General features: G+C 46.4%; 21 protein-coding genes, 3 pseudogenes and 2 riboswitches. Of the genes and pseudogenes, 14 read left to right on the top strand and 10 right to left on the bottom strand.

What is annotated here, in order from left to right; translation table 11 throughout:
- Nucleotides 1-22: 22 nt before the first annotated feature.
- The 3 genes from VNE01S_RS12910 (at nucleotide 23) to VNE01S_RS12900 (ending at nucleotide 5,093) form a co-directional block, all read left to right on the top strand.
- Nucleotides 23-1,729, top strand: a complete 1,707-nt coding sequence (locus tag VNE01S_RS12910) for an ABC transporter ATP-binding protein/permease (RefSeq protein WP_053393987.1) — start codon at nucleotides 23-25, stop codon at nucleotides 1,727-1,729.
- Nucleotides 1,726-4,509: a M16 family metallopeptidase gene (locus tag VNE01S_RS12905; RefSeq protein WP_174522337.1), complete on the top strand. Its 2,784-nt coding sequence runs from the start codon at nucleotides 1,726-1,728 to the stop codon at nucleotides 4,507-4,509. The genes VNE01S_RS12910 and VNE01S_RS12905 overlap by 4 nt, the downstream gene beginning before the upstream one ends.
- Before the next feature lie 101 nt (nucleotides 4,510-4,610).
- Nucleotides 4,611-5,093: a hypothetical protein gene (locus VNE01S_RS12900; RefSeq protein ID WP_053393988.1), complete on the top strand. Its 483-nt coding sequence runs from the start codon at nucleotides 4,611-4,613 to the stop codon at nucleotides 5,091-5,093.
- Nucleotides 5,094-5,183: 90 nt separating this feature from the next.
- On the opposite strand, the gene VNE01S_RS12895 is transcribed toward VNE01S_RS12900, so the two are convergent.
- The gene (locus VNE01S_RS12895) at nucleotides 5,184-6,017 is read right to left on the bottom strand and encodes a LysR family transcriptional regulator (RefSeq protein ID WP_053393989.1); all 834 of its coding nucleotides are present in this window, start codon (nucleotides 6,015-6,017) and stop codon (nucleotides 5,184-5,186) included.
- Nucleotides 6,018-6,130: 113 nt separating this feature from the next.
- Here VNE01S_RS12895 and VNE01S_RS12890 point away from each other — a divergent pair, with 113 nt between their 5' ends.
- Both VNE01S_RS12890 and VNE01S_RS12885 read left to right on the top strand, forming a co-directional pair.
- On the top strand, nucleotides 6,131-6,778 hold the full coding sequence (locus VNE01S_RS12890) for a glutathione S-transferase family protein (RefSeq protein ID WP_053393990.1): 648 nt from the start codon (nucleotides 6,131-6,133) through the stop codon (nucleotides 6,776-6,778).
- A gap of 170 nt (nucleotides 6,779-6,948) precedes the next feature.
- A complete protein-coding gene (locus tag VNE01S_RS12885; protein ID WP_061781646.1) occupies nucleotides 6,949-8,901 on the top strand; it encodes a methyl-accepting chemotaxis protein in 1,953 nt (650 codons plus the stop codon).
- A 121-nt stretch (nucleotides 8,902-9,022) separates the two neighbouring features.
- On the opposite strand, the pseudogene norR reads toward VNE01S_RS12885, so the two are convergent.
- Nucleotides 9,023-10,342 (bottom strand): annotated as a pseudogene (gene norR, locus VNE01S_RS12880) (nitric oxide reductase transcriptional regulator NorR); the annotation flags it as partial.
- A gap of 5 nt (nucleotides 10,343-10,347) precedes the next feature.
- On the opposite strand from norR, the pseudogene VNE01S_RS19600 reads away from it, so the two are divergent.
- Both VNE01S_RS19600 and norW read left to right on the top strand, forming a co-directional pair.
- Nucleotides 10,348-10,920: pseudogene (locus tag VNE01S_RS19600) on the top strand (rubredoxin); the annotation flags it as partial.
- Nucleotides 10,921-10,930: 10 nt separating this feature from the next.
- Entirely contained in the window at nucleotides 10,931-12,079 is a 1,149-nt protein-coding gene (gene norW, locus VNE01S_RS12870; RefSeq protein ID WP_053393992.1) for an NADH:flavorubredoxin reductase NorW, read from the top strand.
- Between the two features lie 123 nt (nucleotides 12,080-12,202).
- Here the strand turns inward: norW and VNE01S_RS12865 are convergent, their stop codons facing one another.
- Nucleotides 12,203-13,684 (bottom strand): carboxypeptidase M32, encoded by a 1,482-nt coding sequence (locus tag VNE01S_RS12865; protein ID WP_053393993.1) that lies wholly within the window; start codon nucleotides 13,682-13,684, stop codon nucleotides 12,203-12,205.
- A gap of 277 nt (nucleotides 13,685-13,961) precedes the next feature.
- On the opposite strand from VNE01S_RS12865, the gene VNE01S_RS12860 reads away from it, so the two are divergent.
- On the top strand, nucleotides 13,962-14,597 hold the full coding sequence (locus tag VNE01S_RS12860; protein ID WP_053394082.1) for a LysE family translocator: 636 nt from the start codon (nucleotides 13,962-13,964) through the stop codon (nucleotides 14,595-14,597).
- An 81-nt stretch (nucleotides 14,598-14,678) separates the two neighbouring features.
- Here VNE01S_RS12860 and VNE01S_RS12855 read toward each other — a convergent pair whose 3' ends face one another.
- Nucleotides 14,679-16,052: an alanine/glycine:cation symporter family protein gene (locus tag VNE01S_RS12855; protein WP_053393994.1), complete on the bottom strand. Its 1,374-nt coding sequence runs from the start codon at nucleotides 16,050-16,052 to the stop codon at nucleotides 14,679-14,681.
- Between the two features lie 108 nt (nucleotides 16,053-16,160).
- Nucleotides 16,161-16,252: riboswitch (glycine riboswitch) on the bottom strand.
- A 2-nt stretch (nucleotides 16,253-16,254) separates the two neighbouring features.
- Nucleotides 16,255-16,369, bottom strand: a riboswitch (glycine riboswitch).
- Between the two features lie 198 nt (nucleotides 16,370-16,567).
- Nucleotides 16,568-16,908, bottom strand: a pseudogene (locus VNE01S_RS12850) (YggL 50S ribosome-binding family protein).
- A gap of 251 nt (nucleotides 16,909-17,159) precedes the next feature.
- On the opposite strand from VNE01S_RS12850, the gene VNE01S_RS19465 reads away from it, so the two are divergent.
- The 6 genes from VNE01S_RS19465 to maiA all read left to right on the top strand — a co-directional run bounded on the left by VNE01S_RS19465 (nucleotide 17,160) and on the right by maiA (nucleotide 22,322).
- The gene (locus tag VNE01S_RS19465; RefSeq protein WP_169773936.1) at nucleotides 17,160-17,318 is read left to right on the top strand and encodes a hypothetical protein; all 159 of its coding nucleotides are present in this window, start codon (nucleotides 17,160-17,162) and stop codon (nucleotides 17,316-17,318) included.
- A gap of 17 nt (nucleotides 17,319-17,335) precedes the next feature.
- Complete coding sequence (locus VNE01S_RS12845) at nucleotides 17,336-18,073, top strand: hypothetical protein (protein WP_053393996.1); 738 nt, start codon at nucleotides 17,336-17,338, stop codon at nucleotides 18,071-18,073.
- A gap of 367 nt (nucleotides 18,074-18,440) precedes the next feature.
- The gene (gene hppD / locus VNE01S_RS12840; protein ID WP_053393997.1) at nucleotides 18,441-19,514 is read left to right on the top strand and encodes a 4-hydroxyphenylpyruvate dioxygenase; all 1,074 of its coding nucleotides are present in this window, start codon (nucleotides 18,441-18,443) and stop codon (nucleotides 19,512-19,514) included.
- Nucleotides 19,507-20,634, top strand: a complete 1,128-nt coding sequence (locus tag VNE01S_RS12835; protein WP_053393998.1) for a homogentisate 1,2-dioxygenase — start codon at nucleotides 19,507-19,509, stop codon at nucleotides 20,632-20,634. The genes hppD and VNE01S_RS12835 overlap by 8 nt, the downstream gene beginning before the upstream one ends.
- Nucleotides 20,635-20,655: 21 nt before the next feature.
- Nucleotides 20,656-21,666 (top strand): fumarylacetoacetate hydrolase family protein, encoded by a 1,011-nt coding sequence (locus VNE01S_RS12830; RefSeq protein WP_053393999.1) that lies wholly within the window; start codon nucleotides 20,656-20,658, stop codon nucleotides 21,664-21,666.
- Complete coding sequence (gene maiA / locus VNE01S_RS12825; RefSeq protein ID WP_053394000.1) at nucleotides 21,666-22,322, top strand: maleylacetoacetate isomerase; 657 nt, start codon at nucleotides 21,666-21,668, stop codon at nucleotides 22,320-22,322. Before VNE01S_RS12830 ends, maiA begins: the two co-directional genes overlap by 1 nt.
- Before the next feature lie 92 nt (nucleotides 22,323-22,414).
- Here the strand turns inward: maiA and VNE01S_RS12820 are convergent, their stop codons facing one another.
- The 5 genes from VNE01S_RS12820 to VNE01S_RS12800 all read right to left on the bottom strand — a co-directional run bounded on the left by VNE01S_RS12820 (nucleotide 22,415) and on the right by VNE01S_RS12800 (nucleotide 26,229).
- The gene (locus VNE01S_RS12820) at nucleotides 22,415-22,597 is read right to left on the bottom strand and encodes a hypothetical protein (RefSeq protein ID WP_053394001.1); all 183 of its coding nucleotides are present in this window, start codon (nucleotides 22,595-22,597) and stop codon (nucleotides 22,415-22,417) included.
- Nucleotides 22,598-22,767: 170 nt separating this feature from the next.
- Nucleotides 22,768-23,781, bottom strand: a complete 1,014-nt coding sequence (locus VNE01S_RS12815; RefSeq protein ID WP_053394002.1) for a J domain-containing protein — start codon at nucleotides 23,779-23,781, stop codon at nucleotides 22,768-22,770.
- A gap of 114 nt (nucleotides 23,782-23,895) precedes the next feature.
- Entirely contained in the window at nucleotides 23,896-24,564 is a 669-nt protein-coding gene (locus VNE01S_RS12810) for a YiaD family glycine zipper/OmpA-like lipoprotein (protein ID WP_053394003.1), read from the bottom strand.
- 138 nt (nucleotides 24,565-24,702) lie between these two features.
- On the bottom strand, nucleotides 24,703-25,386 hold the full coding sequence (locus VNE01S_RS12805) for a DUF2786 domain-containing protein (protein WP_053394083.1): 684 nt from the start codon (nucleotides 25,384-25,386) through the stop codon (nucleotides 24,703-24,705).
- Between the two features lie 162 nt (nucleotides 25,387-25,548).
- A complete protein-coding gene (locus tag VNE01S_RS12800) occupies nucleotides 25,549-26,229 on the bottom strand; it encodes a DUF3334 family protein (RefSeq protein WP_053394004.1) in 681 nt (226 codons plus the stop codon).
- Nucleotides 26,230-26,238 lie beyond the last annotated feature (9 nt).

The raw sequence follows: 26,238 nt of genomic DNA, 5'->3' as shown, positions 1-26,238 counted from the left end.
TATTTATTGTTTTTGGTGAACTATGTCTAACCCATCTCCGTTAGCTTTGCGTGACAAAAGCTTTCTTGCCCAAGTGTGGTCGCTGGCACACCCTTACTGGCGCAGCAATGAGAAACACATTGCCTGGTTGTTGCTCGGTCTGGTTGTGGGCCTCAACTACCTGATTGTCGAAGTGGCAGTGCTCTACAGCAACTGGAACCGCGATTTCTTCAACTTAATGCAAAACCAAGAGTGGCAAAACTTTTGGAATATGCTCAGCCAGTTTGTATTGATCATGGCGGTGTATACCTTTATCGACTTAGCGGAAGAGTATTTAAGACGCACACTACGCATTCGTTGGCGCAGGTGGCTAACGCACGCCTTTTTGCAAAAATGGTTGGGTGGGAAACGGCTTTATCGCCATCAACTGGCTTACCCAGAAAGCGATAACCCAGACCAGAGAATTTCTCAAGATGTGAAAGACTTCTGTGACCAAACCTTATCAATGGGGTTGGGGTTGCTGCGTACTGTGACCAGCTTGTTCTCGTTTGTGGTGATTCTGTGGAACCTATCTGGCAGCTTGAGCTTTGAATTTGCGGGGAGTGAATGGGTGATCCCAGGTTACATGGTATGGGTGGCGATCGTTTACTCGATCATTGGTACCTGGCTGACACATAAAATTGCCAAGCGCTTGGTTCCGCTAAACTTTGAGCAAGAGAAAAGCGAAGCGGATTTTCGTTTTCACCTAATGCGTGTGCGTGAACATGCTGAATCCATCGCGATGCAGCGTGGCGAAAGTGCAGAGCAGATGCGCACTCAAGGTTTGTTTGGCAAAGTTTGGGATAACTGGCAACAACTGACGGGTATGAAGATGAAATATGGTGCCTTTACCAGCGGCTATAACGAAGTCGCGCGTATATTCCCATATTTAGTTGCTTCACCTCGTCTAATGAGTGGCGCGCTTCAGTTGGGTGATATGATGCAAACCGCGACAGGTTTTTACCGCGTGCAAGAAGCGTTTAGCTGGTTTGTTGATTCTTATGAACAGCTGGCGGATTGGCGCGCGGTGACCGATCGTTTGATCACTTTCCACTGTCAGCTAGAGAAGTTACCAACGACAAATCCGGTGCAAGCGTCGCATCAGCCACAGTGGCGAGATCTGGACCTGTATTCCCCGTCTCAGCAGTCACTGCTTACCCAGCAAAGCGGTGCGATCATGCAGAGCATCACCATCAAAGGGGTATCGGGTGGCGGTAAGAGTACTTTTATTCGTTCACTGGCGGGCTTGTGGCCATATCATCAAGGGGAAATCAGCATGCCTGACGATAGTGAGTGTATGTTTATCCCTCAAAAACCGTACTTGCCGAACAGCACACTGCGCGAGATCTTGCTTTACCCTGCGGGCAACGAAAGTACTTCGGACCAACAGTTGGTGTCTGCTTTGTGCGACGCGGGTATCGAATCATTGTCAGATAAGCTAAATACCGTCATGAACTGGCAGCAAAGTCTTTCTGGTGGTGAGTTACAAAAAGTCATGCTCGCTCGCGCTTTGGTGCAAAAACCGAACTGGTTGTTCCTAGATGAAGCCATGTCCGCGCTGGATCCAGAGAGCTATCACGCACTAAAAAGCACGATGGCGGATCAGTTGTCCGAAACGCGCGTTGTCGAAGTGTCGCACCGCGAAGGTAACGACAGCGGCACAGACGAAATCTTGCTATGTCCACACACTCAATCCCTAAAGTTCTCATGAAAATTAAACAGATACTTATTCTGGCAAGCGCGCTAATGATCAGCGCCTGTCAGCTTACCACTCAGCCGCCGCCAGTCACGAAGCTGAGCTTTGACCCGAATGTGGCAGTGGGCCAGCTAGACAATGGCTTTACCTATTACATTGCCGAAAATCGTGTGCCTGAATCGCGGGTTTACCTGCGTTTTGTGGTGAACGCAGGCTCAATGAATGAAGACGATGATCAGCGCGGCGTCGCGCATATTGTCGAGCACATGGCGTTCAACGGCACCAAGCATTTCCCAGGTAATCAAGTGATCACTGAGCTAGAAAAAGCGGGCATGAAGTTTGGCGTGGATATCAACGCATTTACCGACTTTGAAAACACCGTGTATACGCTCAACTTACCAAGTAATGACCCGAAAACCTTGTCACTGGCGCTGGATGTGGTGGCTGACTGGGCAAGCAATGTCACCATGCTGAAAGACGATCTCGATGCTGAGCGAGGGATCGTGTTAGAAGAGTGGCGCGCACGTTTGGGGCCAATGTTAAGGCTTGGCGATAAAAAGAGCGCGATTGAAATGGCGGGTTCGCGTTACGTGACCCGTGACCCGATTGGAGACGTAGAAACCATCAAACACGTGTCTAAATACCGCGTGGCGGATTTTTATCAAAAGTGGTACCGACCAGATAATATGTCGATTGTCGTGGTCGGCGATGTGGATACCGCGAATATCAAGCAACTGATCGCGAATAAACTTGGGAGCAGCCGCGCACCCCAAGAGCCGCTAGAACCTGTTGACTATAGCGTGCCGCTTAGTGGCAACTGGCGCAGCGAGGTGGTTTCGGAAGATGGGATCACAACACCGGCGGTTGAGCTGAGTTTCTTGTCGGATTACCAATCCGAATATAGCCTTAATCGTTATCAGCAAGATCTGGCGAAACAAATCGCCACACGCCTGATGAATGTGCGCCTGCAACGTTGGGAGCAGCAAGAGTCCAACGTTGTTAGCTCTGCAAATTTCTACTCGTCAAACGTAGGTCGAGAAACGACTCAAGCGGTGTATTCGCTTCAGCTTATTGATGACAATTATCAGCAAGCCACACAAGCGATTATGGCGTTCATTGCTCAAATTGATCAGCATGGTTTCAGCGAGCAAGAGGTCAATGGCGAGATCGCACGCCTGACACGCATCAACGAAGCCAGTCAGGACGATGTAACGTACAGTATTGATTTGGCAGGAGATCTGATGGTGTCGGCCGCCAGTGGCCAGCTACAGTTGAGCAACCAAGATAAGTACCAGCTTAACCAACGCTTTCTCAGCGAGATGACGGTGAATGAGGTCAACCACGCCTTCAAGCGTGTCATTGCTCCGCAGTCTCGATTGCTGCTGGTGACTCAACCTGTCGACAAGAGAAACCCTGCAATGCCCATAGACGATCTCGCCAGCCTTTGGCGACAAGTGATGAAACAGCCACAGCCAGAGTGGATGATTGAAAACCATCACGCGGTGCTACCAGTTATTGAACCTAAAGCGGGTACAGTAAAGCGTGAAAAAGTCTGGGCTCAGCATAAGTTAACCGAGTACCGCTTGAGCAATGGTAGTAAGCTGGTATATCGCTACAGTGACAGCAATCCGGGGCAGGTACATTTTAAAGCGCTGACGTCGGGTGGTGTTCGTTCTGTACCTGCTAGCGATTATCACTTGCTAAGAACTGCGGTGAGTTTGGTGGACGATACGGGCATCGGCCAAGTGTCACAAAGTGACATTCAAACGATTTTCCGCGGTAACCCAGTGGTGATGTCCACGATTTTGGATGAGTATCAGCAAGGCTTCTCTGGCTGGGCGAAAACCGACAGTTTCGAGAAAATGCTGCAGCTATTCCACATGAAACTGGAATCCAGCCCGGTGTCAGAAAAGGTTCTCAAGCAACACCAAACCGAGTCGTTGCAATACAGCAGTAGTGGTTTAGACAGTGCCGATCGTTTTGTTCGCCAAGTGTCTTCGCTTCGCTATCCAAACACGCCAACGGTGTACAGCGAGAGCAGTGACGAGTTAGCAAAGCTCACGACAGAGCAAATCAGCCGCGCCTATCAGCGTTATATCTCCAGCAAAACCGATTACACCTACTTTGTGGTGGGCGATATCGCGCCAACTGAAATCGAAAGACTCGCTGCCCGTTATTTGGCTTCTGTAGCGGTAAGAGCAGAGACACGTGATGCTTACGTGGTTGAAGCGCTAGCGCCAAACCAGCGCTTAACCGTGCCAGATTCAAAAGAACCACGTGCAGAGGTGGAGCTATATCTGACACAAGCGTCAGCATGGCGACCAGATAACGCCTACTACCTAGAGCTGGCAGGTGAACTAGTACAAGAGCAACTGCGATTGAAATTGAGAGAGCAGGCGTCTGGGATCTACAGCGTCACCAGTTGGTTTTGGCAAGATGCCGATAGCCCACAAGCGGAGGGTCGAATCCAATTTACCTGTGCACCTGACCGAGTAGATGAGCTATTGGATTTGACTCATCAGGTACTAGAACGTGTGGCACGAGAAGGGGCGGATGAGCAAGTGTTACACAACAAAGTGACTCAAAGACGCGATCAAATCGATCGTTACCTGCGTTCTGACCTTGGCATGTTAGACGCCATGGAAACCAGCTACATGCTGACTGATAGTCCACGGCTGATTGATGCTCGCTATCGAGCTAACGAGCAGGCAAGCAAGCAGAAAATAGATGCGGTGATGCGTGGGTTCTTAAACAATTCAGAGCGTTTTGAAGCGGTGTTGTTGCCCAAGTCTTAGAGGGTAAATGTGACCAGAAATGGTTGGCGAGTTGAGCACCTTACGCTTAAACATACAGCGTAAGGTGCATTTATGTTGGATTCAGAAGATAAGAAAAGTGCATGTTTAAACTAGTTAGTTGGTCTTTGTTGTATTTGTTGCCGTTTCAAGCATTGGCAGGGTTGGAGCTGGTCGCGACCTATCAAGATTGGGAACATTACGAATCGCCGAGTTTTGATACAGGAAAAGCGGTGGTATTAGGCGTGGCGAATTCGAAGGGGAGTATCAGCTCGAATATGGTGGCACTGCGCTGCACCACGGAAGGCGTCAATTTGCTGTTCTTTAAGTCGTTACCCAACGAGCAACTGGTGGGCTATATGGCGCAAGCGTACCTGGATGATGGAAGCGCATTCACTATGGACGTGTGGGTAAAAGGACGCACACACTGGGCGACGGTTCCCGCTCAAAGGACATCTCAGTTTCTAAATGCAGAGCGGCTTACGGTCACACTCAGCGGTGATGATAATCAAACTGAGCAAGTTGAGGTGTCTTTAAGAGGATTTGAGTCTATGTATCAACAACTGCTGCCAAGTTGTGAAGAGTGAGCAGTGATCTCAACGCCGTTCATTAGTAAAAACACTGTTAACCAAGCGAAGAGCAACAAATCTGTTGCTCTTTCTTTATGGGGGAAGAGCCTAAGCCGCAGTTAGAACCATCAATTGATTCAAGCACTCTTTATCCATCAGCGGATGGGATTGTACGCCTGATACCAAAACAATATCCACCGATGGCAGTGGTGGCATGTTGTCGATGATCTTCATATCCTCCGTTACGCTGATTCTACCCATTGCGCCTATAGCTAGCCCTTCTTTTACAATCGCTCGAAGCGCCGAAGAGGTATTGCAGCAGGCGATCAACTGATAAGCCAAGCCCTTTTTGGTCAGTCCATCAATCGCTGCGGCGTGGTATTTGCAGTCGGTTTGGAACAGGGCCACAGGTATCGGCCGGGAGAGGTCGAGTGCAAATTGCTCGCTGCTGACCCACACACCAGTATCGCTTGCCAGCCAGTAACCTTCTTCGCTGTTGGGTGCACGGGTTAGGATCGCGGCGTCTAGTTTACCTTCATCCAGCCAAGTTCTAAGTGTGACACTGGGCTGGCTAAAAACCTGAATAGAGCAAGTAGGCTCGGCTTGTTGCAGTGCGCGAATCACCTTAGGCAAGATTTTGTCATTGTAATCTTCAGGGCAACCGAGACGAAAAGGGCGTTTATCTTCGTAACGTTTCACTTGCTTTATCGCACTATTGTGTAGCTCGACAAGCTGCTGGGCATGTGTACGCAATGCCAGCCCGGCTTCGCTTAGTACTAAGTTGCGGCCCTCTTTCTCGAATAGATTGACGCTCAGCTCTTCTTCCAACTTTCGCATTTGAGCACTAAACGCCGATTGGGTGCGATTGATTTGCTTCGCCGCGCGGGTAAAACTGCCCGTTTCAACAAAAGCCAAAAAACTCTTTAGCGCGTCAATGTCCATAGCCCATTCTTACCCATCGGTTTTATTAATGTATCCCATCAAAACTATCCGTTAGTTCCCGACAAAACAATGGCATAAGCTAAAAATAGTTCAGACAAACGTAGGAGACGTTGATGCAACTTTATATTGGCAACCAAAATTACTCGACTTGGTCACTGCGCGCGTGGCTTCTTTTTGAACAGTTTGGGTTAGAAGTAGACATCATTAAGCTCAAACTTTTTACCGCCGATTTTTACACCACACTGCGAGATGTTGCGCAAAGTGAAAAAGTGCCGACTTTGGTGGATGATGGCTTGGCGGTATGGGATTCCCTCGCGATTCTAGAGTATGTGAATGAAACCTACTTGCACGGTAAAGCGTGGCCTGAAGACGCCAAAGAAAGAGCGGTTGCCAGAGCCATTTCGGCAGAAATGCATTCCGGTTTTGGTTCGCTGCGCAGTGAAATGCCAATGAATTGCCGAGCCAAAAGAAAAGTGGCTCTGAGCGAAGGTGCATTAAAAGACATTGCGCGTATTGACGCGATCTGGTCACAGCAGGTGGAACAACACCCGGAAGGTTGGCTGTTCGGCGCATGGTCTATCGCAGACGCAATGTACGCGCCAGTGGCGTTGAGATTTGAAACCTATGGCATTGAGTTATCAGAACAAGCAAAACGTTATCAACAAAAGCAACTGAACAGCCCCGCAATGCAAAAGTGGCTGGCAGAAGCGAGCTTGGAAACGGACATAGTAGAAGAAGATGAAGCGGGAGTACCTGATTAGCCAATTCAGCACAGCTGATGCGTGTGAGGAAAAGAGCTGCTATCTAGCCGCTCTTTTTGTTTTTAGGTCAAAAAGTGTTCGATTTTATGGTGTTGCTCACTATTACTCTACCTAGCTCTGCTAATCTGAATGTATTCAATTAATTTATGTGAATTCAGAGGCATATGCTTATGTTCAAAAATTTCAGGTTAGGTACAAAAATCGGGGTGGGTTTTGGCGTCGTACTGATACTTCTTGGTCTTGTATTAGGCGAGGGGATAATGGCACTTCAGCGCACAGAAAAAGGTATCGAAGAGTATCGTTCTCTAGCTCGTGATACCAATTTATCTGGGCAACTACAGGCGAACATGCTGATGGTTCGCATGAATGTAAAAGACTTCCTGATCACCAAAAGTGACAGAGATTTGCAGCAGTACGAAGCTTATATCTCTAAAATGAAAGCGTTTCTCGCGGAGTCAAAACAAGAAATTCAGCAGCCGGATCGGGCCTCGCTTATCGCAGAGATTGATCGTGAAATCGCCGACTATCAGAACGCTTTCGATCAAGTGGTCCAATTGAATAACGAACGTAATAAAGTGGATGAGACTCGTTTGGTGCCTAACGGTGACAAAATGAGGACAACGATCGACGGGATCATTGAATTAGCTTATCAAGATGGTGACGTTGAAGCGGCTTATTATGCCGGACTTGTGCAGGAGAAGATGCTGGTTGGACGCTTGTATGTGGTGAAGTTTCTGCAAACCAATTTGCTGAGTGACTTTGATGTTGCAGTTGAAAACATGGAAAAGTCAGTTAAAGAAGAGATGAGAATTTTAGATACCAGCCTACAAAACCCCAAACGGAGAGATTTGTACCAAGAGTTTGCACGCGCGCATGGAGATTACTTAATGGCGATGGCCGACATCCGCGACTTGATTGTTAAGCGCAACGAATTTATCGAAAATACGCTTGATGTCATCGGGGTGAGGGTGGCTAAAGAGGCTGAAGATGTAAAATTATCGGTGATGAAAGATCAAGATGCTTTGGGCTCGGCACTTAAAGCGCGAACAGAGAAGAGCATTTTCTTTACCTTTACGTTATCTGCTATCGCGATAGTGCTTGGTATTTTTGCCGCTTACTTGCTGACTATCACCATCACTAGGCCGATACGTAAAGCTGTAGAAGCAGCTAACCAATTGGCGAATGGCGATCTAACCATTGAGGTGACATCCAACACCCAGGATGAAACGGGCAAACTTCTAACAGCAGTGCAAGACACTGCCACTCACCTCAAACAGATGATCACGACTATCTCAAGTGCGAGTATTGAACTGGCTTCCGCGTCTGAAGAGTTGGCTACAGTAACGGAGCAAACTTCTAAAGGCATAGAACGTCAAGAAACTGAGACGGAGATGGTGGCAGCAGCCATGAACGAAATGGCGACCACCGTTCATGATGTTGCCAATAGTGCTTCGAAAGCTTCAGATGCGGCAACCCAAGCCGATCAGGAAGCAAAAACAGGCGGAGTTGTGATTGAGCAAACTATTTCATCTATTAATTCGCTGTCTGCCAGCGTTAACCATTCCTCTCTGAAGCTTGATGAAGTCCAGCAGGAAGTAATGAATATCAGTACTATTCTAGAAGTCATCCGAGAGATTGCGGAACAAACCAATTTGCTAGCGTTAAACGCAGCAATTGAAGCCGCCAGAGCAGGAGAGCAAGGCAGGGGCTTTGCGGTCGTGGCTGACGAAGTGCGGTCTTTAGCTGAGAGAACGCAGGGCTCAACGTCTGAGATTCAATCGATCATTGAACAGTTGCAAACCGGTACGAAAAATACGGTAGAAGCAATGAACGAGGGCAAAGTTCAGGCCGAAAACTGTGTCGAGCAGGCGACAGGAGCCAGTACGGCGCTACAAGCCATTACCCATGCAATCAGCGTGATCAGCGATATGAATATGCAAATTGCCAGCGCCGCAGAGCAGCAGAGTATTGTCGCTGAAGATATCAACAAAAATGTGGTGAACGTAAAACACGTTGCGGAAGTCAATGCTGTTGCGGCGAATGAAACAAGCAGCTCAAGTAATGAAATCGCGCGTCTTGCCGGGGAGTTGGGGCAATTAGTGGCGAAGTTTAAGGTGTCATAAATGACTGAGCAAATTTCCGTTAGGCACAATTATACGGGGAGTTAAAAAGAGCAGTGGTTAGGCTGCTCTTTTGTTGATGCATCTAGTCAATGTGCGCTGCGCTTAGCAGCGTCTAGTCGCACTATTTTAATTCTAATCGCTTGGCTAACCGATGTAAGTTGCCGTTGTCTAGCTCTAACTGCCGAGCTGTCGCCGACCAGTTGCCTTGGTTTTGCTCTAAGGCTTTTAGGATGATCGCCTTTTGGAATTCATCAGTAGCTTGTTTTAGACCCAGATCAGAAAACTCAAAGCTATCAGCTTTACTGTCTTGCTCGGTTATTACCGCGTTTTGGGTTGGCGTGTGAATATCAAAGTCGCGCTCTATCAACTCAATATCTAGGGATTGTGCTCTCGCTTTTGCCAATACACTGGCCCGTTTAATGACGTGTTCTAACTCACGTACGTTACCTGGCCAAGTGTAGTCTTTCAGCATCTGTACCAAAGTCGGAGAGAGGCGAATACTATTTAGACCCAGCTTACTTCTTACTTGCTCGGCAAAAAAGCCCGCCAGCAAAACGACATCTTCTTCACGTTCTCTTAGTGGAGGCACATGAAGAGGGAACACACTCAGGCGATGATACAAGTCAGCGCGAAATCTCCCCGCTTTGACTTCTTCATGCAAGACACGGTTTGTGGCGGCAACAATACGAGTATTCACACGAATATGGCGATCATCTCCCACGCGTTGAATATCACCATATTGGAGTGCACGAAGTAGCTTTGCTTGCAGTTCTAATGAAAGTTCACCAACTTCATCTAAGAACAGAGTACCGCCATCCGCTTGCTCGAATTTGCCTTTTCGATTGCTGATTGCCCCGGTAAATGCGCCCTTGATATGACCAAATAATTCACTTTCCGCTACGGATTCTGGCAAAGCTGCGCAGTTCAGATAAACCAAGGTGTTGGCTGCCCTGCTAGAGCGGTGGTGAATGGCACTGGCGACCAACTCTTTACCCACTCCTGTTTCACCCATAACCAGTACCGATAACTCAGTATCCGCAACGGCATTAATCTGTTCTTGCAAAGCACACATACCCGCCGAATTACCGATTATCTCATTACTTAATGTGCGTTGTTCCGCGTAAGCCTCACGGGGCATATTTGGTTGCGTTTCCAACTGTTCTAGCAGTAAGGCGGTATGTAATCCACCAGCGGCAAGTGCGCTAATAAAACGTAATTCGTGGTTTTTTAATCGTTCAAACTGGTTTGGATCGAAGGCGTCAATGGTGATCGCGCCAATTAATTGGTCATCGATTAACAGCGGCAGACCAATACAGGAGTGGACATGCAACTTTTCTTCATGGTTAGGGATCAGCCCATCGTAAGGGTCGGGCAAACTGCTGTCTGAGGGAAAGCGTACGACATCACCTGCGCGAGCAATCGCTTCAAGGCGAGGGTGTTGTTCATCTCGCGAATGTATTTCGTTCGAAAGGTATTCTGGTCGGTTCTTCAACCATGAATAACGTCATGATGCCGAAAATAGCGGGCATGCTGGAAGAGATCACGGGCCTGAGATTTAAAGGCAAAAAAGCGGCTGCTTTTGGGAGTTACGGCTGGAATGGTGGTGCGGTAGACCGCATTCATGCTCGTTTGACAGATGCAGGGTTCGAAACCGCGATCAGTTTAAAAACCAAATGGCGTCCTGATGGTAAAGCCATGCGCGAATGCCGTGAACATGGCCAGAACATTGCGAAATTGTGGTCGAATAAAGCACTTGCAAGTACGCCAAGTCATTTTGGATTGTCTCCACAGCCTCAAGTGGAACATTCCGTGGCGCAAGATTCATCCAACAGTGAAGCTGCTCACCCTGCGGGTTGTCAGTGCATGGTATGTACCGTATGTAACTGGGTATATGACCCAGCCCAAGGAGAGCCCAATCAAGGAATAGAACCGGGTACGGTGTGGAGCGATGTGCCGGATTACTTCTTATGCCCAGAGTGTCATTTGGGCAAAGATGTGTTTGTCGAGTATCAAGCGTAAGGAGTCCGTCATGACAGCACCTATCGTAATCATTGGCAGTGGTTTTGCGGCTTATCAATTGGTGAAAACCGTGCGTCGTATGGACCCTACGATCCCAATACAGATTTTTACGGCCGATGATGGCGCGGAATACAACAAACCCGATTTGAGTCATGTGTTTAGCAAACAGCAAACCGCGACCGATTTAGTGATAAAAAGTGGCGAGGCGTTCGCCGATGAGCACAAGATTACTTTGCACGCCAACACCCTTATCGAACGTGTCGAAGCTCAGACCAATCAAGTGGTCGCGAATGGGCGTTACTATCCTTACTCCAAGCTGGTGTTTGCAACAGGAGCGAAGGCGTTTGTTCCCCCCATGCATGGCAACGCGGTCGCAGAGGTCTTAACGTTGAATTCACGGATTGAATATCAATCAGCAGAAAACCAACTCAGTTTGGCCAAGCGCGTCTTAGTCATAGGCGGCGGTTTGATAGGAGTAGAGATTGCCATGGATCTTGCAAATAGTGGTAAGAGCGTCACCGTGGTTGAACCCAATACGCATTTAATGGCAAACCTGATCCCTGAATTTGTGGCAGTACCATTAGAAAACCAACTCCAACAGCAAGGCGTGCATTTGGCAACCAGCAATAGCGTTCAGGCTGTCAACAGGATCAATCAAACGCTTGTGGTCACGCTCAACGATGGGTGTGAATACCACGTTGATGCTGTGATTTCTGCTGCTGGACTAAGATCTAACACCAAACTGGCTGCTTCGGCAGGCATCGACGTTGGCAAGGGGATTGCGGTTGATCAGTGTCTGAAAACGTCGGTCAAGGATGTATTTGCTTTGGGAGATTGTGCGGAAATACAAGGTCGAATGATGCCATACCTGCAACCTATCGTGCTGAGTGCCAATGTGTTGGCGAAGCAGTTGCTAGGGCAAGATGCACAATTGGTATTACCACCAATGATGATCAAAGTAAAAACTCCGACTTATCCGATCCAGTTATCAGGGGGCTTTGAGCCGACGTCGTCTTGGCAGGTACACATGACGCCATCGGGAATGGTTGCGAAAGCAGAAAACCTCTGCAAACAATTCACAGGTTTTGTGGTGACTGGCGACCAAGTGAGACAGGCGTTTCCTTTGCTGCGCGAGTTGTCTCAAAGCGCAACAAACTAAAATGGGGCTGAGATATCCAGTTACTTATTACTAAAGCCTGGAGGATATAACGCAGTGAAATGAACCAGTCGTATTGATTTATCGGGAAAAGAGAAGAGCAGCTCAATCGCTGCTCTTTTTTCATTAAAGGTAACGTGCTTTCAAATGGTCTTTAAAGAACTGGGCATTCAGTGTTTCACCCGTTGCTTGTGTGACCAACTCATTCGTCGTTAACAAGCTACCTTTACTCCAGATGTTGTCTGAAAGCCAAGTAAAGATAGGCGTGAGATCACCAGATTCAACCACTGTATCCACATCGACCGTTTGTTTCATAGCTGCCATAAATTGAGCTGCGTACATCGCTCCTAGGGTGTATGAAGGGAAATAACCGAATGCGCCGTCTGTCCAGTGAATGTCTTGCATACAGCCATTTTTGTAATTGTCTTTGGTCGATAGGCCCAAGTACGCCTGCATTTTCTGATCCCACAGCTCTGGCACGTCTGTATGCTTGATGTTGCCGTTGATCAGGTCACGTTCGATCTCGTAGCGCAGAATAACGTGAGCAGGGTAGGTTAGCTCGTCTGCATCAACGCGGATAAAGTCTTTCTTCACACGCGTGTAAAGCTTTTGGAAATTATCCTGTGAGAATAGCGCGCTATCTTGAGCCGTGAAGTGCTCACCCGCCAAATGGGCCAAATGCGCAATAAAGGCATTGCTGCGGCCAAGTTGCATTTCAAAGAACAGCGACTGAGACTCGTGAATACCCATTGAACGCGCTTGACCAGATGGCAATCCAGCCAAAGATTTTGGTAGCCCTTGTTCATAACGCGCGTGACCCGTTTCGTGTACGATTCCCATCAGAGATTGAACAAATTCGTTTTCATCGTAGCGTGTTGTAATACGCACATCGCTTGGTACGCCGCCACAGAATGGGTGAACGCTTTCGTCTAGTCGACCGTGGTTAAAGTCAAACTGAAGCAGTTTCATTACATCAAGGCCAAGCGCTTTTTGTGTTTGAGTCGCGAAAGTGCCGTGTGGCTGGATGAACTGCTCGGAAGATTGCTTGTCGATCGCGTGATCGATCATCTCTGGCAACCAGCTTTTCACATCGCTAAACAGTACGTCTAGTGAGGCTGATTGTGTGCCCGGTTCGTAGATGTCGAGCATCGCATCGTATGGTGAAAGCCCAGTGGCTTCTGCACGGATTTGTGCTTCCTCTTGCGAAAGTTTGACCACTTCTGCCCAGTTTTTTTCGAACCCTTGCCAATCATTTTCACCACGCTGAGTACGCCAAGCGTGCTCGCACTTTGAACCTGCCAGAGATTTCGCTTGTACTAACGATTCTGGCAAAACGTTTGCCTGTTGCCAGCCTCGCTTTAATTCGCGCAGGGTAGCGGAATCTTGAGGGTTGAGCGTTTCTTGCTCCGCTTCTGCAAACCAATCGGCCAATTGTGGCTGAGTTTGTAAGTTGTGCATATGCACGTAAAGTTCGGCCATTGCTTCAGAGCGAGCCTGACTGCCGCCACTTGGCATGACAGCCGCTTGGTCCCAGCCGCAGATAGAAGCAAGGTGTTGGAAATGAGAAATTTTATGTGAATGTGCTTTGAGTTTTTCGAATGCGCTCATGAGCCGCCTTCCATGACTATATGAAAAACAAAAGTTTACCAACCCTATCTGGTCATACCAAGAGGTTGGTAATGAAAATTGTAACGATTAACGGTGAGTTTAAGAGTTCGATCGCAACGAGAGGAGCTTTTAGAAAGGCGCTCCTTGGCTTTTTGTTGGTAACTAAAAGCAGAACAGGAAAATTTACCTTGTTCAATTTGTATAATATTGATTGAAAGATCGTCGTAAATGCGGATATAAAGGAATCAGTGTAATTAATTGCTTGGTGGATATAAGCTTGATACAGAATTTTGAGGCATTTTTGATTGCCATAACCATACTAACGCTTACCCCAGGGTTGGATACGGCGTTAGTGATACGCAACTCCTCACGTGGAGGATTCACAGACGGCGCGGTAACCAGTGTGGGTATTTGCTTAGGTTTGTTCGTGCACGCCACGTTTTCAGCCATTGGTATTTCGGCCATTCTAGCTCAATCGGCAGAGCTGTTTAATGCAGTAAAAATGGTGGGTGCGGCTTATCTGATTTATCTAGGCTTTAGCAGTTTAAAAGGGCTTTGGCATAGCCAGTCGGCGCCGAGTGCTTCGCGTAGTGACAGTTCAATCCACGATTTTGTTTTTGCGCGTTCTTTACGTGAGGGCTTTTTATCCAACGTATTGAACCCGAAAACGGCAGTATTTTACCTGGCGTTCTTACCGCAGTTTATAAACCCTGAAGGTTCGGCATTTTTACAATCGACGTTGATGGCATCAATTCACTTTGTTATTGCGATGGTATGGCAGTGTGGCTTAGCGGGGGCGTTAAGCTCGGCTAAGAGCTTACTGAAAAGTGCTCGCTTTATGAATTGGATGGAAGGGACAACAGGTGTGGTATTAGTCAGCCTAGGTGTAAAGCTTATGCTTGAAGAGAAGTAATCTCGTTTTGAAATATGAAATGCAGAAATAAAAAACAGCGACCTTGGGTCGCTGTTTTTTTGGATGCTTAACTCTGGGTGCTTAACTTTGTGCAGGGGCTGTTTTTATGGATTCAACTCCTTGCGAGAAGTAGCGTTTGGTCTCTTCTAACACAACATGGCGTAGCGCAATTAAGCCGATGAGGTTTGGAATTGCCATTAGGCCGTTGACGATATCTGCAATAATCCAGATCAAGTCGAGTTGTAGGAACGCGCCAGAGGCCACTAAAGCCACGAAGATGAATTTGTAAGGTAATACCGCTTTAGTACCGAACAAGAACACCACACAACGTTCACCGTAGTAGTTCCAACCAAGAATGGTCGTAAACGCGAAGAACATCAAACCCACTGAAACCAATAGTGGTCCGAAGGTTTCCGCATTCAAACCCACTGCAAACGCATGGGTTGTCATGGCAGCACCAGCAAAATCACTTTGCCATGCGCCCGTTAAGATAAGCGCCAATCCGGTCATGGTACAGATGATAATGGTGTCGAAGAACGTACCTGTCATCGAGATCAGGCCTTGTTTTACGCACGAATCGGTTTTTGCTGCCGCAGCCGCCATTGGTGCACTACCAAGGCCAGACTCGTTTGAGAACACACCGCGCGCGATACCTGACTGAATCGCCAACATAATGCTTGCGCCAAGGAAACCACCAGTCGCAGCGGTTGAGGTAAAGGCAGAAACCAAAACAAGCTCAACCGCATTAAGCAGTTGGTCTGCGTTCATGATGATCACGCTGAGGCACGCCATCACATAGAATAGCGCCATGGTAGGGACTACTTTGCCCGCGACTTTTGCAATAGATTGGATGCCACCAAGAGTGACGAACGCGACCAATAGCGTTAATACGCTAGCTGATATTTCACGCGAGATACCAAATGAAATTTCAGACGCGTCTAAAATGGCGTTGACTTGCGGGAAGGTACCAATACCAAAGCAGGCGACACCAAGCGCGAAAACCGCAAACATAATCGCAAGTGCTTTTGAACCAACGCCGTACTGTAAGTAGTACATTGGACCACCGACCATCTGGCCTTTGTCATCGACTTTGCGGTATTTGATCGCAAGTAAACATTCGGCGTATTTGGTCGCCATACCAAACAGTGCAGCCAGCCACATCCAGAACAATGCGCCCGGACCACCCAATTTAATTGCGGTAGCGACACCAACAATATTACCCGTACCTATGGTCGCGGACAGTGCGGTACATAAAGCAGCGAAGCTAGAAACGTCGCCTTGTTTGTTAGAATCTTCCTTACTGAATACCATCTTAAGTGCAGAGGGTAGGCGTCGAAATTGAATGACCCCAAGGCTAAAAGTGAAGTAAATGCCAGTTCCTACCAGAAGGATCAGTAGCGGTGGACCCCAGACAAAGTGGTCGATAGTGGTCAGTAAAGATTGAAGGTTATTCATGATTTCCCCATTAGTGATAAAGCGTTACTAAGGAGAAGAGGGAAAAGCAGAGATGGTGATCTCGAAAAGCTAAAGACAGGTCGTTTATAGCTGGTGGTACTTTTCACTCCTCTGTCCTTTTGCCTGAGAGTTTCACTTAGCTTGTAATAAAAGCTTAAGCTTGCTCCTTCGGCGACCGATTTAACGGTTCTCTCCAGAGGTTCCTCCAACTACAGTCCCTGCTGTGTAAAACAGCACCTGAAATAGTTAATTCTTCGGCGGGTTATGCTGACCAATTGTTAATAATTGGTTAATAACCACTCTCCTGCAGTCTTCATTGGAACAATTACTCATTTATATGAGTAAAAGATGGTCATTAATGTTGCTGAAAATGACTTGTGAACTCTATCATGTTTTTGAGCTAATTCAACAATAATGTTAAGGAATTAAACTGCTTGAGTGAAAAGTGTTCAGATACAAAAATCCCCAGTATGAAAACCGAGGATTTCAGAGAATATCTTGCGCTAGAGCGAAGCTTAGAAGTAGTTAGCGTCTACCAAGTCGCTTGCTTCTACTGATTTCACTTCTTCGCGAGCTTCTAACCAAGCAACAACTTGTGCATTTTTGCTCTTCAGTCGCATCTTGGTAACGATTTTTGTGCGCACAGGAAGCCTTCAAAGTGTTCAAGGCCGCCGCCGCCAAAACACAAACCAAGGCTATCGATGTAGTCAATAAAGTCATCAACGAATGAATCGTAGCGATCAAAGTCTGTGATTGTTGTTTCGCAGCTGATATCAAAACCAAGCATTGCGAATTCGCCTAAGAAGAGTTTCTTAAGGATACGACGTTTTTTGTTTTCCAACTTAAATGGTTTCATTATTTGGCCTCTATTAGTTTACTGGCTCTTTATACCTCGTTTTCGGGTATCAACCAAATAGTATTCCGCGTACAACGAAGAGTTGTCTACGCGATACTCATAATTTGAATGTTCTGCATGCAATTGTACAAATGCACAGCTCAAATTGACAGAAAACTACTAAGCTCTGACTATTGAATGTGATTTGATGGTATAAATTAGACAGTTAGCACTTTGTAGTGGTGTTAAGCGGCTTTAGCCAAGGAGAGCGTATGACTCGATTAATTGCAATTGTATTTTTGGTGGCATTGGCGTTTGTGCTGATTCGTTACCGCACTAGTGAGAAGTTGCAAAAATACGTTGTCGTGACTTTATTATCAGGCTTCTTTGTCTATACCGCCGCAATAATGATTTCTGAATTGATACGCTAGTTACGTAGGAGCAGTAAGTGAACAAGCAAACCGAGATTGAAGATAGCGATGATGGCGTTGTTGTTATAGAAGAGCGCGACAGGCGAACTTATCTCTATATTGCTATCGCAGCCGTACTTGGCTTGGCTTTAGGAGGTCTGATAGGTTCGACTTTAACTGCCAGTAAGTGGGAATCAACATATTTAAAGATGGAAGAAAAATATCAATCGCTAGTGGATGAAAAAGACCAGTTGATTGTTAATGTTGAACAGCGTGTTGCTAATGTTGACAACGAAGTGGCGGAAAAACTAGAACAAAGAATTCAAGAGCAGAAAGCTGAACATGATCAGCAGCTTGCTGCGCTAAAATCACAAGTGGCTGAGCTGGAGAAGGTGAACCTTTCTTTAGAAGAGCAAATCAATCAGCAAAAGAATAAGATCGCGGCAGCAGACAAACAGAACGTGAAATTAAACCGTCAAGCAGACATGCAGGCGACCATGTTTGAACGTTCACGAGAGCTATTCCAACAAGAGCTGAAAGTGAAGATGGAGCTCGAAGCGTTGGAAAAAGAGCGTGAAGAGCTGCAACCTAAAATAGTCGCGTTGAAAAAACAGTGCGACGCATACTTGCAAGGTACATCATGGGATGCAAAATCAGACTCCTGTGATAAACAAGATGAAGCGAACTCCCGCTTAAGTCAGATCAATCAAATGATCACTGTCCACAAGATGGACTTGAAGCAGATGAAGGCACTCTCGGAACAGTTGGGCCTATAGTCGTTATCCACTTCAAGCTTAATCCGTATCGAAAACTTAAGCCGCATCTTCTGGTGCGGCTTTTTGTTGTCTTTAACATCAATCACTTAGTTGTATCAGGTTAGTACTGTTTACACTCCGTTCTCATACATTTCCTCTAGCTGTACCGCCACAAAGACTATATTCAAACAATGTAAACAAAATGTTACCCATTAATTTTGTTTAATACTCTGATTTTTAATGCTTTTGTTTTTCTGTAAAGGCGTTGTTTACACATTTATTTAACAGTGTATGAGTGGGTGAAGTGAGGCGAAAAGGTTCCCTTTAGCGCATTATTCAGCAAACTTAATTGTATAGACACGCTGAAACATGAAAAGAGGGACCAAGAATGAACGAAGCGTTTAACCCACTAGGCACTGATGGCTTTGAATTTGTGGAATATACGGCTGCGGATGAGAAGGGAATCCAGGCACTTAAAGATTTGTTTAATTCGCTAGGTTTCGCAGAAATCGCTAAGCACCGCTCAAAAGAAGCATGGTTGTATCGCCAAGGTGACATCAGCTTTATTGTGAATGCTCAACCACATAGCCAAGCGGAAGAATTCGCAAAGGTCCATGGTCCGTCCGTATGTGGTATGGCATTTCGCGTCCACGATGCGGCAGCGGCGCTAGAGCATGCACTGAATAATGGTGGTGAGGAATATAGGACGGAAATTGGCCCTATGGAACTCAGCATTCCAGCGATTTACGGAATTGGGCAAAGCCTACTTTACTTTGTAGACCGTTATGGCAAACAAAGTATCTATGATGTTGATTTTAAATTTTACTCAGATGCTGAAGAACGTTTGCAAAAAATGGACGTCGGCATGTACGAAATTGACCACCTAACGCACAACGTGAAGCAAGGCAACATGGACACGTGGGCGGGTTTCTACGAGCGCATTGGTAACTTCCGTGAAATTCGTTACTTTGATATTGAAGGTAAGCTGACAGGTCTTGTTAGCCGAGCGATGACAGCGCCTTGTGGTAAAATCCGTATCCCTATCAATGAGTCTTCCGATGATAAATCGCAAATCGAAGAGTTTATTCGCGAGTACAACGGCGAAGGCATCCAGCACATCGCGCTAGCGACGGATGACATCTATCAGACCGTAAAAACGCTACGTGATCGCGGCATGGACTTTATGCCAACGCCAGATACTTACTACGAAAAAATCAATGAGCGCGTAGAAGGACATACAGAAGATGTCGATAAGTTGCGCGAACTGCAAATTCTGATCGATGGCGCGCCAATGAAAGATGGCATTTTGCTACAAATCTTCACGCAAACCGTTATTGGCCCAGTCTTCTTCGAGATCATTCAACGCAAAGGTAACGAAGGCTTTGGTGAGGGTAACTTTAAAGCCCTGTTCGAATCGATCGAAGAAGATCAGATTCGCCGAGGAGTACTAAACGATGCATAAATGGATCACATTCCCTCACCGGGAGGGAGTGTGCTCTAAACAGGCACATGCTGACTTCCCGGAAGAGGCTATTTACGAAAGAGAAGCGGGGCGAAGTGGGTTCTTTGGCCCAGCGGCTCATTTTCATCACCAACATGCCCCTACGGGCTGGACGGAATGGGAAGGGGAGCTGCGTCCTCGCGCGTTTAATTTTAACTTAGTTGAAAAAGCCAGCCAGATATCGCCTTGGAGTGTACCTCATTTACTTCACAACTCAGATTGCAAAATCCGCATTTGGAAGATGGATGAGAAGATGGACTTTTTAGTGCGCAATGCCGATGGTGATGAGTTGTTGTTTATCCACCAAGGTAAAGCGGATCTCTATTGCGATTATGGTCATTTGGAAGTCAGTGAAGGTGATTACGTGGTGATCCCTCGCTCAACCAACTGGCGATTAGAACCATCAGAGCCGATGTTTATTTTGATGGTGGAAAATACCGACGCAGCGTACACACTGCCTGATAAAGGTATGGTGGGTAACCATGCGGTATTTGACCCTGCTGTTTTACAGGTTCCGTCAATCAATACCCAATTCCAAGCACAGTATTCAGAGCAGCAAACTCAGGTACAGGTTAAACGCCATGAAAAAGTCAGCACCATCACTTATCCGTTCAACCCGCTAGATGCGATTGGTTGGCACGGTGATCTGGCTGTGGTGAAAGTCAATTGGCGTGATATCAGACCATTAATGTCACACCGCTATCATCTGCCGCCATCGGCTCATACCACCTTTGTTGGCGCAGGGTTTGTCATTTGTACGTTTGTGCCGCGTCCTATTGAAAGCGACCCGGGTGCACTCAAAGTGCCGTTCTATCACAACAATGACGATTACGATGAAGTGCTTTTCTATCACGCTGGTGACTTTTTTAGTCGTGACAATATCGAAGCCGGTATGGTGACTTTCCACCCAGCGGGGTTCACTCACGGCCCTCACCCTAAGGCATTCCAAGCAGGGCAGGAGTATAAGAAAAAATTCACCGATGAAGTGGCGGTGATGATTGATACGCGTCATGCGCTGCAATTCAGTGAAGAAGCGCAAATGGTCGAAAATAAAGAATATGTCTACAGCTGGAAAGTGTAGAAAGAGCAAAAGGGAAATGGAATGAAGTTAGCGACCCTAAAAAATAATACTCGAGATGGCCTGTTGGTGGTCGTCAATAAGCAATTGTCAAAATGTGTTGCCGTGCCAGAAATTGCTGAGCACCTACAACAAGCGCTCGATCATTGGGACAAAGTAGAGCCGCAGCTCAAAGAAGTTTATACCGCGCTGAATGAAGGTGAACTCGTTAACGAAATGGAGTTTGATCAAACTCTGTGTGAATCGCCTTTACCGCGAGCTTATCAGTGGGCGGATGGTAGCGCTTATGTTAATCACGTTGAGCTTGTGCGCAAAGCTCGTGGCGCTGAGATGCCTCCGAGTTTTTGGACCGATCCTTTAATGTACCAAGGTGGTTCTGACGCATTTATTGGCCCGCGAGATGATATTCCTGTGGGGAGTGAAGAGTGGGGGATCGATTTTGAAGGTGAAGTGGCGGTCATTACCGATGATGTGCCAATGGGTGCTTCAGCGGAAGAGGCGGCTTCTAAGATCAAACTACTTATGTTGGTCAATGATGTTTCATTGCGTGGCTTGATCCCTAATGAGCTCGCAAAAGGGTTCGGTTTCTTCCAGTCTAAACCTTCTTCAGTGTTCTCGCCGGTTGCTGTGACACCTGATGAGTTGGGTGATGCGTGGGACGGTGGCAAAGTGAACTTACCGCTACTTTCTCATTACAACGATGCGCCATTTGGGTGTCCAAATGCGGGCATTGATATGACGTTTGAGTTTCCTGAGCTGGTAGCTCATGCGGCGCAGACTCGTCCGTTGGCGGCGGGGGCAATCATTGGTTCGGGTACGGTATCTAATAAGCAGGGGACAGATTTTGGAACCGCTATTTCTGAAGGTGGCGTGGGCTATTCGTGCATTGCGGAAGTGCGAATGATAGAGACTATCCGTGATGGTCAACCTTCGACCAGTTTCATGAAGTTTGGCGACAGAATCAAAATTGATATGCAGGATTCCGACGGAAACTCGATTTTTGGTGCGATCGATCAGCAAGTGGTGAAATACTGATGTCCCAGATTACGCTCTATGGCTATTGGCGTTCATCCGCTGCATACAGAGTCAGAATCGCGTTGAACTTAAAAGGGTTAGACTACCAACAGCAGTCAATTCATCTGGTCAAACATGGCGGAGAGCAGCACTCCGCCATGTTTAAAACACTGAATCCGAGTGAACTCGTCCCTGTGTTGGTAGATGGTAATGTTCGCCTTAACCAGTCACTTGCGATTATTGACTACCTAGATGAACAGTATCCTGAGGTACTTTTGGTGCCAAAGGATAAAGACACGCGCTATGTTGTAAAAGCGTTGGCACAGGATATCGCTGTCGATATCCATCCTCTTAACAACTTGCGGGTATTGCAGTATTTGTCCAGCAAAGGAAACTTTTCTGAAGAGATGAAAAATCAGTGGTACCAATATTGGGTAGAAACTGGGTTTCAGAGTTTAGAGAAAAAGCTAGAGCAAACAAGTGGAAGGTATTGTGTGGGAGACTGCGTATCGTTAGTTGACGCATGCCTCATACCGCAGGTTTACAATGCAGAGCGCTTTAATGTGGATTTGACTTCTTTTCCTACCATTCACGAAGTGACAAGGTCACTTCGTGATATTCAAGCATTCAGCTGTGCGGCGCCAGAACAACAACCTGATGCGATCATTCCACAGTAACGTGTCTGTCGGTTATGCATTCGCTGTGTTTCAGTTTGGGCATCAAAAAGGCCACCTTCGCGGTGGCCCATTTCATTCTGGAGAATATGTGATTAGCGTGCCGCCTGCTGTCGCTCGCGCTGCTGAAGCTCACCGACGTTGAATTGACGCACGTCTATAACGGCTAAGTGATGGCACTCTTTGCATGAGTGATGACACTTACCATCAACGTACTCGTGTTTTGTTAACAAGCTTGGCTTTTTACACCAGTCACAGATACCTTCGATCGTAAACATAGTTTTCTCCCCACCTTAAAGACCTAGGTGATAAATTCGGTGCAAATTATGACACGACGATGCTATGAAAGTTAACTATTTGTTATCGTTAATGGGAGGGGGATCGATTGCGCAGCCCTTTAATTCCGAGTGTGTCGAAAAAAAGCATTTTAAAAAATCATTATGTGTAACTATTTATTAACAATATTTAGCGCAACTTTTAGCGCACTGTTCAAACGTTTCATTTCTTCTTCACTTCCTTGTCTATCGGGATGATAGATCTTACAGAGCTGTTTATATCTTGCTTTGATTTCCTTGCTATCTGGCAGCTTAGAAGGTTGAAACCCTAAAAGAGCACATGCTACCGCGGCCTTATTATCGCTAGCAGATCCTTGTGGTGCTGGTGCTTTGCTCGCTTGTAACTTTTTAAACTGTCGATACAGTGTGTCGAGTTGGCGTTTTTGCTGCTTGATGGTGAGCGTTTGCGCTTTTAGTTGTTTCTGAAGCGATTGCGTTGCTTGTTGTGATTCTGAAATTGAAGATTGAGACGCATGGGCTAACTCACCCACTTTTTTGCGGTGCCAGGCGAAGAGTAGCAAGAGTAGAAGGGTTAAAGCAGCAGATACATAGGCAAAAGGAGACTCATCCTCTTCAGAAATCAACTCTGGTTGTGGTAGGGCGTCTAGTTCTATATCGGTGCCCTCAAAAGCCACTTCAAGCTGGTCTATTGATGATACTTGCTTGGCACGTTGCGCATTAAATTGTTTTTCGAGTACGCGTTCATATCCTCGCTGCGCATCTTCACTGTTTTTTGCTGCTACCTGATACCAAATTTTTGCCAAATCTAGTTGGTTAAGCTGTTCATAGACTTTGCCGAGCTGAGTTTGCATTTTGACACTGCCGGATACAGCCTGCGTCGTTAACCAGTAAATCGCGCGGTCGGTTTGTTTTTTATCTGTAGTGTCTTCAAGGTACAGGTTAGTCAGGGAAAACACGGCTTCATGATTTCCGTTGCTTGCAGACTGTTCTAACCAATATATGGCTTCATTGCTAGAAGGTTCTACGCCATCTCCATCCAAGTAGCGTTGTCCAAGCTGATATTGAGCATTAGGATCTTGAGACTGAGCTTTAGCTGTTAAGTCGTCAATCGTGTTGGAAAAACAGAATGGGGAGATCAAAAGAAAGACGATAGCAATGAATTTCAAGGCGAGCCCTTTAACAATGGTATTTGGGTGAATGTAGTTTAAAGCAATTAGATGAGAAATAAAAAATGGCTCCCGAAGAAGCCATTTCTATCACAATTGATCAATCCAAAAATGCTATTTAAGAGGAAGGATCTGGATCTCAACGCGGCGGTTACATGCACGGCCAGTTGTTGTTTCATTTGTACATAGTGGGTAGCGCTCACCGTTACCACGAGCAATTGCACGGCCTGAAGCTACGCCTTGAGAAATTAAGTATGAACGAACAGATTCAGCACGACGCTCAGAAAGAACTTGGTTTAGTGTGTCGCCGCCAGTGCTGTCTGTGTGGCCATCAATCACAAGGCTTGTGTCTGGGTATTCAACAAGAATACGAGCAACACCACGAAGTGTATTGTGGATGCTTGGATCAAGCTGGTATGAGCTAGAGTTAAAGCCGATACCGTTTTCCATACGTAGAAGCAGTTGGTTTTCACCGACACGTTCAACTTGTACGCCAGAGTTCAGAAGTTCTTGACGTAGTGCCGCTTCTTGTTGGTCAAAGTAGTAGCCTACACCACCACCGACTGCTGCACCACCGGCTGCGCCGATAAGGGCACGTTTACGACGATCTTTCGCGTCATCACCCGTTGCAACACCGACCGCTGCACCAGCAATAGCGCCAAGAATAGCACCTGTTGTTGCAGAGTTAGTTTCTGTTTCACCTGTTGTTGCGCTCTGACGTTGAGTAGCCTGACAGCCAGATAGAGCGATAGCAACCGCTAGAGCAAGCGTAATTTTTTTCACAAGTACATCTCCATATTTTCTGAAAAGATTTCAGAAGTATTTGTTAGAAATTCTGGGAGAGGAATAATCCCGATAGAGCCATATAAGTCAATAGTTTCTATGATAATTGACGTAACCTTAACGGAGCCTTAACGAGTATTAGCGTAGCATCTTAGGCGCTTGTGCACCATCAATAGGCCTATTTACCGACACCTTGCGACCTTTCTTTAAACCGACTTCGTAATCATCGGTCAGGTTCTTCATCGCTTCTCTAAGTTGCTGTTTAAACGTTTCTCTATCGATATTTTTAAACTCTTTATCGATATAGTCATCAATCTTCTTAGCAGATTCTTCATCAGGGCTAATGATTGGCAACTTCTCTAATGCGCCTTCTACCCAGCCAGATAAAAATGAGTTTACGCGGCGCGTAACTTCACCTGATGGGGTGCCAGTACCCGCAAAACTATTGCGGAATTTACCTGTTTGCTCGTTCATTTCTCGGTAGATGATATCGAAAGCAAATGCGGCGAAAATTGCTCTATCGGCTTCACCAATAAATTCTGCGCGCTTAAGTCCCTTATGATTAAGGAGTACCGCCTCAACACCAAATTTAGTATTGATACCACGAATAATGCGTAGCAAATGCGAGCCCACATTAGACGGGAGTAAATGTGTCGATTGCGTTTTGCCCATCTTGATAAATTCGATATCGTCTTTATCCAGACCATATTTCATCATCAAGCGGTGAGCCATTTTTATCGCGTTCGCAGCTTCGTTTACGTTAGCTGAATTACCAAGCTCAAGGCACTTCGCAATTTTTTTAAGGGCTTTTTGTTTATCCATCGACACAACAGCAGTAACTAATTTTGAAAAGTCGGCCATTTTAACGTGTTCTGCGTTAAAACGGAAACCGAGTGTTTAAAAGCGTTACGTTGCTAAACTTTTAAATGGAAATTTGCAGCTAAAAATTGCGCCACATGTGAGAGGTGGCGCTGATAGGGGAGATTAGATGCCGAGTTCATCCAGCAGGTCATTAGGATCAACGTCATGGCTCGATTTAGGTTTATCTTTTGACTCCATCTGCTGGCGTGCTTGCTCTAAAATGGCATCAGGACACTCGTCTTCTGGTGTTTCAAACTCTTCTAGCTGAATAAACTCTGTTTTATCCATTGCTAATTCAAGGTAGAAAATGTTGCCTTTTTCGGTTGAGAAGGTCACACGGCGCGCTTGAGGACGATCTAAATTGGTGTCTACCGAGAGAACCACTTGTTTATTTAGCGCGAGCATTTTCGGCTGGTTTTGAGTGATGTGCGTTTGCAGGGTTTTGCGAACTTGGTTAGTAAAGTTACCTACTAGCTGGTTCATTAGCTCACCGAGTACATCTGCGACTTCGTCAGAAGTATGTAGAACGGCAATTTCTTCTTCTGGCATGCCCATGTTGCGCATGTAGTTTGTGTAAATCTCTAGTGCAGCTTTAGCGGTGAAGTTGATCACAACCAAGCCAGAGAACCCGCCATCAAATAACACGAAGCAGCCAAAATCAGGTTTAAGGCTTGTTTTGGTAATTTTCTGCACCATGGCCGAATAGTTAACTTGAGAGCTGGTGGCAGATGTTAAAACTCCGGAAACAGATTGACAAAGTGTTAATAAAATATCTTCTGTGGTGATGATTTTTGTTTTCTTCATTGATGATTT

The sequence above is a fragment of the Vibrio nereis NBRC 15637 genome (assembly GCF_001591105.1).
In the GTDB taxonomy this organism is placed as follows: domain Bacteria; phylum Pseudomonadota; class Gammaproteobacteria; order Enterobacterales; family Vibrionaceae; genus Vibrio; species Vibrio nereis.
The sequence above is the reverse complement of the archived record's forward strand: the minus strand, read 5'-3'. Positions and strand labels throughout refer to the sequence as shown.